General features: G+C 34.1%; 6 protein-coding genes and 1 pseudogene. 2 read left to right on the plus strand and 5 right to left on the minus strand.

The features are described from left to right. The first annotated feature begins 90 nt into the window (after positions 1 to 90). Both VKY47_RS04985 and VKY47_RS04990 read left to right on the plus strand, forming a co-directional pair. Entirely contained in the window at positions 91 to 609 is a 519-nt protein-coding gene (locus VKY47_RS04985; protein WP_324310874.1) for a gamma carbonic anhydrase family protein, read from the plus strand. Next, positions 610 to 1104, plus strand: coding sequence for a DUF6265 family protein (locus VKY47_RS04990; RefSeq protein ID WP_324310876.1), 495 nt, complete (start codon positions 610 to 612; stop codon positions 1102 to 1104). A gap of 4 nt (positions 1105 to 1108) precedes the next feature. Here VKY47_RS04990 and murI read toward each other — a convergent pair whose 3' ends face one another. From murI to VKY47_RS05015, 5 genes and pseudogenes are all read right to left on the minus strand, one after another. After that, entirely contained in the window at positions 1109 to 1888 is a 780-nt protein-coding gene (gene murI, locus VKY47_RS04995; protein ID WP_324310877.1) for a glutamate racemase, read from the minus strand. A gap of 64 nt (positions 1889 to 1952) precedes the next feature. Further along, positions 1953 to 2462 (minus strand): OmpH/Skp family outer membrane protein, encoded by a 510-nt coding sequence (locus VKY47_RS05000; RefSeq protein WP_324310879.1) that lies wholly within the window; start codon positions 2460 to 2462, stop codon positions 1953 to 1955. Positions 2463 to 2495: 33 nt separating this feature from the next. After that, positions 2496 to 3521, minus strand: a complete 1026-nt coding sequence (locus VKY47_RS05005; RefSeq protein WP_324310880.1) for an OmpH/Skp family outer membrane protein — start codon at positions 3519 to 3521, stop codon at positions 2496 to 2498. A gap of 161 nt (positions 3522 to 3682) precedes the next feature. Continuing rightward, entirely contained in the window at positions 3683 to 6325 is a 2643-nt protein-coding gene (locus VKY47_RS05010; protein WP_324310882.1) for a BamA/OMP85 family outer membrane protein, read from the minus strand. After that, positions 6297 to 6370: pseudogene (locus VKY47_RS05015) on the minus strand (isoprenyl transferase); the annotation flags it as partial. The gene VKY47_RS05010 and the pseudogene VKY47_RS05015, both read right to left, overlap by 29 nt.

Raw genomic sequence — 6370 nt, forward strand, 5'->3', positions numbered from 1 at the left:
TTTTTTTTACAAGTATCTTTCTATATTTTCAACTATAAATAAGAGCGACTTTTTTATCTTGTACACCTTAATATTTAATACCAAGTCTTCATGCCAATAATAAAACCCGTAAACGGAAAGTCTCCTCAAATTCCAGACACTTGCTATATTGCCGAAAATGCAACTATAGTTGGAGATGTTACTATGGGAAATGATTGTAGCGTCTGGTTTAATGCCGTTATTAGAGGCGATGTACACTATATAAAAATGGGGAATAAGGTAAATGTCCAAGACGGAGCGGTAATTCACGCTACCTATCAAAAACACCCTACAAATATTGGTAACAACGTATCTATTGGGCACAACGCCATTGTTCATGGTTGCACCTTGCACGATAATGTGTTAATTGGTATGGGAAGTATTGTTATGGATAATTGTGTGGTAGAAAGCAATAGTATTATAGCAGCAGGAGCTGTAGTTACTCAAAACACTAGGGTAGAAGCTGGGAGTATTTATGCGGGTGTTCCAGCCAAAAAGGTGAAAGATATTAGTAAAGAATTGATTTCTGGCGAAATTCATAGAATTGCCGAAAACTATGTTAAATATTCCAGTTGGTTTAAAGAAGATTAGATGAAAAAATTATTTTTTATAACATGTATTTTTGTGGGTATAGTTGCGTGCAAAAATGAACGGCAGCCTGTTGAAGTAACAATTAAAGGCTATGATAAAATTGAAAAACTCCAATGGCTTATTGGTAATTGGTCGCATTTAACCAATCAAAAACAATCTTATGAGAATTGGACAAAAATAAACGATAGCACCTTGTTTTCGCATAGTTTTATCTTAGTTGAAAATGACACTGTTTTTGCTGAACACTTGACCCTCGAACAAAATAAAGACAACGTATTTTTGACAGTTGTTGCGTATAATGAAAAGAATGAGGAGCCAGTAGTTTTTAAAATGTTGCCCTTGCAAAAAGATGTCTTCACTTTTGAAAATCCAGAACATGATTTCCCAACAAGGATCTCGTATTCAAATCCTGAAAAAGATGTCATTCATGCGTGGATTGAAGGAACCATTGATGGAGATTTTATGAAAGTCGACTTCAAATTTAAAAGAAATTAGACAGCTAAAAATTTAAATATTCTACGTGATATGTTTCGCCTATAAGAGATATCAACACCTCTAGTGAGCCGTTAGAATAAAATTGAAGTTTCGGCTTTTTTAAACTTGGGTTTAATAAATGGTGCTGCTCTAAAACAGCTTTGGTTTGTACTGCTACAGCTTTTCCAGAATCGATAATTTTTATATGCTTAGGCAGCAGTTCCAGTAGTTGTGGAATAAGGTATGGATAATGTGTGCAGCCCAGCACCAGATAATCTATATTGGCGTCTACCATGGGCTTTAAATAGATTTTTAAAAGGGCTTTCATTTCCTCCGAATTAATTTCTCCAGATTCTATTAAACTTACAAGGCCTACACCTACTTGTTCGATGACCTTTATATGACTGGTAAACAAATCTGTGGTTCTATGGAACAATTCGCTAGAAAGAGTTCCCTTAGTGGCCAAGATTCCTATGGTTTTGGTTTTAGTTTGAAGTGCAGCCGGTTTAATGGCTGGTTCAATGCCTATAATGGGAACAGAGTAAGTATCCCTTAAAACCTTAATGGCATTGGTAGTGGCGGTATTACATGCAACTACAATTAGTTTACAGCCTTTACTTAAAAGTAAATCGATGTTCTTTTTACTAAGAGTAATAATCTCTTCTTTCGTTTTTTCGCCGTAGGGAGCATGTTTGCTATCTGCTAGATATATGGTGTTCTCATGTGGTAATAGCAGATTTAGCTCCTTCCAAATGGAAGTGCCACCAACACCAGAATCGAAAATACCAATAGCTTGCGTGCTCATAAGTTCAAAAATAAAAAAAGCCACTTAATTTAAGTGGCTTTTATGATATCTTTTTAAAAATAAATTAGATACCTAATTCTTTTTTAACATCATCAATTAAGTTTTTACCGTCAGCCATAATTACGCCTCCACCTTGGGTAGAATCTAAAACGTAATCGAAACTTTGAGCTCTAGCAACTTTTAAAATGGCAGCTTTTGCTTTTTCAGTAATTGGTTTTAATAAATCAATTTCTTTTTTCTGCATTTCTTGTTGTGCTTGGCCTTGGTACTGTTGGATGTTTTGTTGCATAGTTTGCACTTCAACAATACGTTTTTGGTTTTCTTCGTCTGTTTTTGTTCCAGATTCTGCTTCGTATTGTTTCATTTTGTTTTGATATTCTGTAACCATAGACTGAATATCTGCTTCATAAGTTTTACCTAGTTTATCCATTTCTGCTTGAGCTGTATTCATCTCAGGCATTGATTTTATTAAATCTTGGGTATTAATATGAGCGACTTTACTTTGAGCTTGTGTAAAACTTGTTGCTCCAATAAATAAGGCGGCTGCAAATAAAAAGGTTTTAAAATGTTTCATTTCTAAATAGTATTAATAAGTGTTATAATTTATTTAATTGTTATTGGTGTCTTCAGGCGGTGTGCCATCGGTATTTTTATTTTCTTGTGTTTGTTTTTCTCTTTCTTCTTGTGCTTTTTGTCTGTCGTCAAGAATTTGTTGTCGTCTAGCATCCAATTCTTTCTGTCTGTCTTCTCTGTCTTTTAGTTTTTGCTGTCTGCGTTCTTCTAAAATTTCTTCTCTGGACTTCTGCTCTACAGGTTCGGCACCTTCTTTTACTTCTTCACCATCTTCGGTAACCGTTGTTTCTTCATTTTGAACATTTCTAGCATTTAATTTTTCATCTCTAAGACGTTGTCTTTCTTGAATAATGCTGTCTCTTCGTTTTTGGGCGTCCAGTTGTTTTTGTTCGCGTTCGTTTAAAATTCCTTCTCTTTTTTCTTCTGCTGCTTTTTCTCTAGCTTCTTGCTCTTCGTTTATTTCAGGAAGATTTTCTTCGGCTTCTGCTGCTTTTCGTTCTTGTTTTGTTTGTGCTTGTGTTCGTTTTGAGCTTCTTGAAATACTACGTATTACTTCGTCGCTAAAGTCGAATCTATCTGCCGAATACAACATCACCACATCAGCTGCTTTATCAAAAACAAAATCGTACTTTCTTTTTTCAGCCATATCTTGAACAGCTGCAAAAATTTGGTCTTGAATAGGTTGAATTAATTGTTTCTTTTGAATCATTAAATCCCCATTTGGTCCAAAACGTTTTTGCTGATAGTCGAGAATTTCTTTTTCTTCAAAAGTTATATCCTCTTCTCTCTCTTCAATTAACTCTTTGGTTAAAAGCGCTTTTTCATTGCTTAGATCTTTTCTTTTTTGCTGAATCTCGCTTAGTTGGGTTTCAATTTCTGTTTTCCATTTTTGAACCTTATTATCCAATTGAGCTGTTGCTTCTTGATATTCTGGAATATTTTGTAAAATATATTCTGTATCTATATAACCTATTCTTACACCACGTTGTGCATGAGCAGATATACTAATTGTTGAGATTATAATCAGTAAGAAAAGAACTTTTAATTTCATCTGTGTCATATATTATAATTTATGAGTCAAAAAATTCTAAAAACACCAGCTTCTTAAAGTTATCTGCACATTTTTGGAATTAGTATTTTCAAAACTAACGAAATTTAACTTTATAAATTTTAATTCACAACGTAAATAATCAAATTGTTATAAGAAAATACCGTGCCAAATTAAAATTGTTGCCCAATAATAAAGTGTGTTTCCCATCCATTTGCCTTCGTTTGACCAGGAACCGGGTCGAATCCGTAGCCTAAATCGATACCTAATAGTCCAAAGGCTGGCATAAATACACGTAGTCCAGCACCTGCAGATCGTTTTAAATCGTAAGGACTATAATCTTTAAAGTTGTTAAATGAAATTCCACCTTCCATAAAACCTAAAACAAATATTTTTGCTTGTTGCTTTAAGGTAATTGGGTATCTTAATTCTAAAGAGAACTTGTTGTAAATGGTTCCACCATCATTTGTTGGCACTCCATTATCATCAACTGGTTGAATGGACTGGTTTGGATAACCACGTAAGCCAATGGTTTCTCTTCCGTCTAAACTATATGATCCTAAACCATCACCTCCTAAGAAGAAACGTTCAAATGGAATGTCTCCTCTGTCTTGGTTGTAAGCTCCTAAGAATCCAAATTCTGCACTTGGTTTTAAAACTAATTTTTTAACTATTTCTGCGTACCAATCTGCTTTGAATTTAATTTTATAAAACTCTAACCATTTAAAACGTTCTTGATCAATGGCAGCAATACCGTTGTTGGCATCCACACGCTCTTGATTAGTGTACGATGGGTCGCTAACGATACCGCTTAACTCTTCACGTTCTACTTTTAATGCATGGTAATCTACATTGTTAAAAAGGGAATATGGTAGGGTTAATTTAGCACTCACGTTGAAACTAGAACCACCAACTGGGAAAACAGGATCGTTAAATGTACTGTTTCTACTCAATCCTATGGTATATGCTAGGTTATTGGAATATCCATCTCCAAAGGTAAATAATCCAGTGTTATAGTTTTTTAGGTTATAATGCTGGTAACTTAAGGCTTGAGATAGGGTAAAAAAGTTATCTGGCACATTTAAACGTTTAGCCAATCCAACAGAAATACCTGTAATGTTAAAGCGTTTGTCTTTGTCTGCCTTTCCAGTTCTAGAGTCGTATAAAAACTGTTTGGTATGCGAAAGAGACGTTGAGAACTGTACAGGTTTTTGACCTCCTAACCATGGTTCTGTAAAAGAGAAACTATAAGTTTGGTAAAACTGACTTGCTTGTAAACGCAAGGCTAATTTCTGCCCATCTCCTCTTGGTACAGGTTTGTAAGTTTTAAGATTGAATATATTTCTTAACGAGAAGTTGTTAAACGATAGACCTAAGGTTCCAATAAATCCACCACCTCCATAACCACCTTGTAGTTCTATTTGGCTAGATCCCGTTTCTACTACTACATATTCCAAATCTATAGTACCTTCGTTAGGGTTTGGATTGTTGAAGTTAGTTGCTATTTGGGCCGCATCAAAAAATCCTAACTGACTTAACTCTCTAATGGTTCTAATAACGTTAGATTTATTGTACAACTGTCCAGGACGGGTAAATAATTCTCTGTAAATAACGTGATCGTTAGTTACATCGTTTCCAACCACTGAGATATCTGTAAAATAAACAGGTTTCCCTTCAGAAATTCTAATTTCTAAATCGATAATATTTCCTTCAGCACTTACTTCTACAGGGTTTATTGTAGAAAATAAATATCCGTTGTTTTGGTATAGGTTGGTTATATCTATGGCATCAGGGTTTTCTGTGTCTGCAATTCTTTTTTCAAGTAGAACGCCATTATAGGTGTCTCCAGGATTTATTCTTAAAGTTCGTCTTAGAACTTGATCGGAATAAACAGTGTTCCCAATAAAACTAACTTTCCCAAATGTATATAACTCGCCCTCTTCTAAGTCGATATATAAGGCTACATTTTTTTCGTCCAATACGACTAAACTATCGGAAAGAATACGTGCATCTCTATATCCAATTTCTTTGTACTTATTTACAATACTGTTAAGGTCTTCTTTAAAATCGGCACTTATGTACTTTGAACGCTTAAGGATGTGGGTAATGTTTTTCTGCTTGGTGTTTTTCATAGCCTTTTTAAGTTTGCTATCTTTTATAATGCTATTTCCAGAAAAATTTATGTCTTTTACTTTTACCTTTTTGCCTTTATCAATATTGACTACCATGTTCATAACCGTTTTAGAGGTTTGAATGGTATCTTCAATTTCTATGGTATTAATATGAACCTTGGTATTGTAGAACCCTTCTTTTTTGTATTTATTTACCAAGTAGTTTTTTGTAGTAGTAAGTAGGTTCTCGGTTACCTTAACACCTTTGTTTAAAGAGTTTTCGGTAATGAGTTTTTCTTTCTTATTCTTTTTAACCCCATTGATTTTAACCTCGTTAAGCTCTGGTAAATCTTCCAGTCTAATTTCTAGATAAACTAGGTTGCCTTCAATGCGATTAACATAAATTTCAATATTGTTGAATAAGTTCGAATTCCATAGTTTTTTTATGGCCGTACTAATTTTGTCTCCAGGAATAATTACCTCTTCTCCAGCTCTTAATCCAGAATATGTGATAATGGTTTGTTCGCTAAAACTGGTTTCTCCTACTACTGCAATACCACCAATAATATATTTCTCGCCATTTTGTGGATTCGTTTCTTGCGCTTGTAGCGCTTGATTATTTACAACAAATAGCAATGTAAAAATGAATAGTAAGTATGTTTTCAATAGTACTTTATTAGTTAATTTGTTCACTTGTTTTCCCAAACCGTCGTTCTCTTTTTTGATATTCAATAATTGCTTCATATAAAT

It is taken from the genome of Xanthomarina sp. (genome assembly GCF_035306705.1).
In the GTDB taxonomy this organism is placed as follows: Bacteria; Bacteroidota; Bacteroidia; order Flavobacteriales; family Flavobacteriaceae; genus Xanthomarina.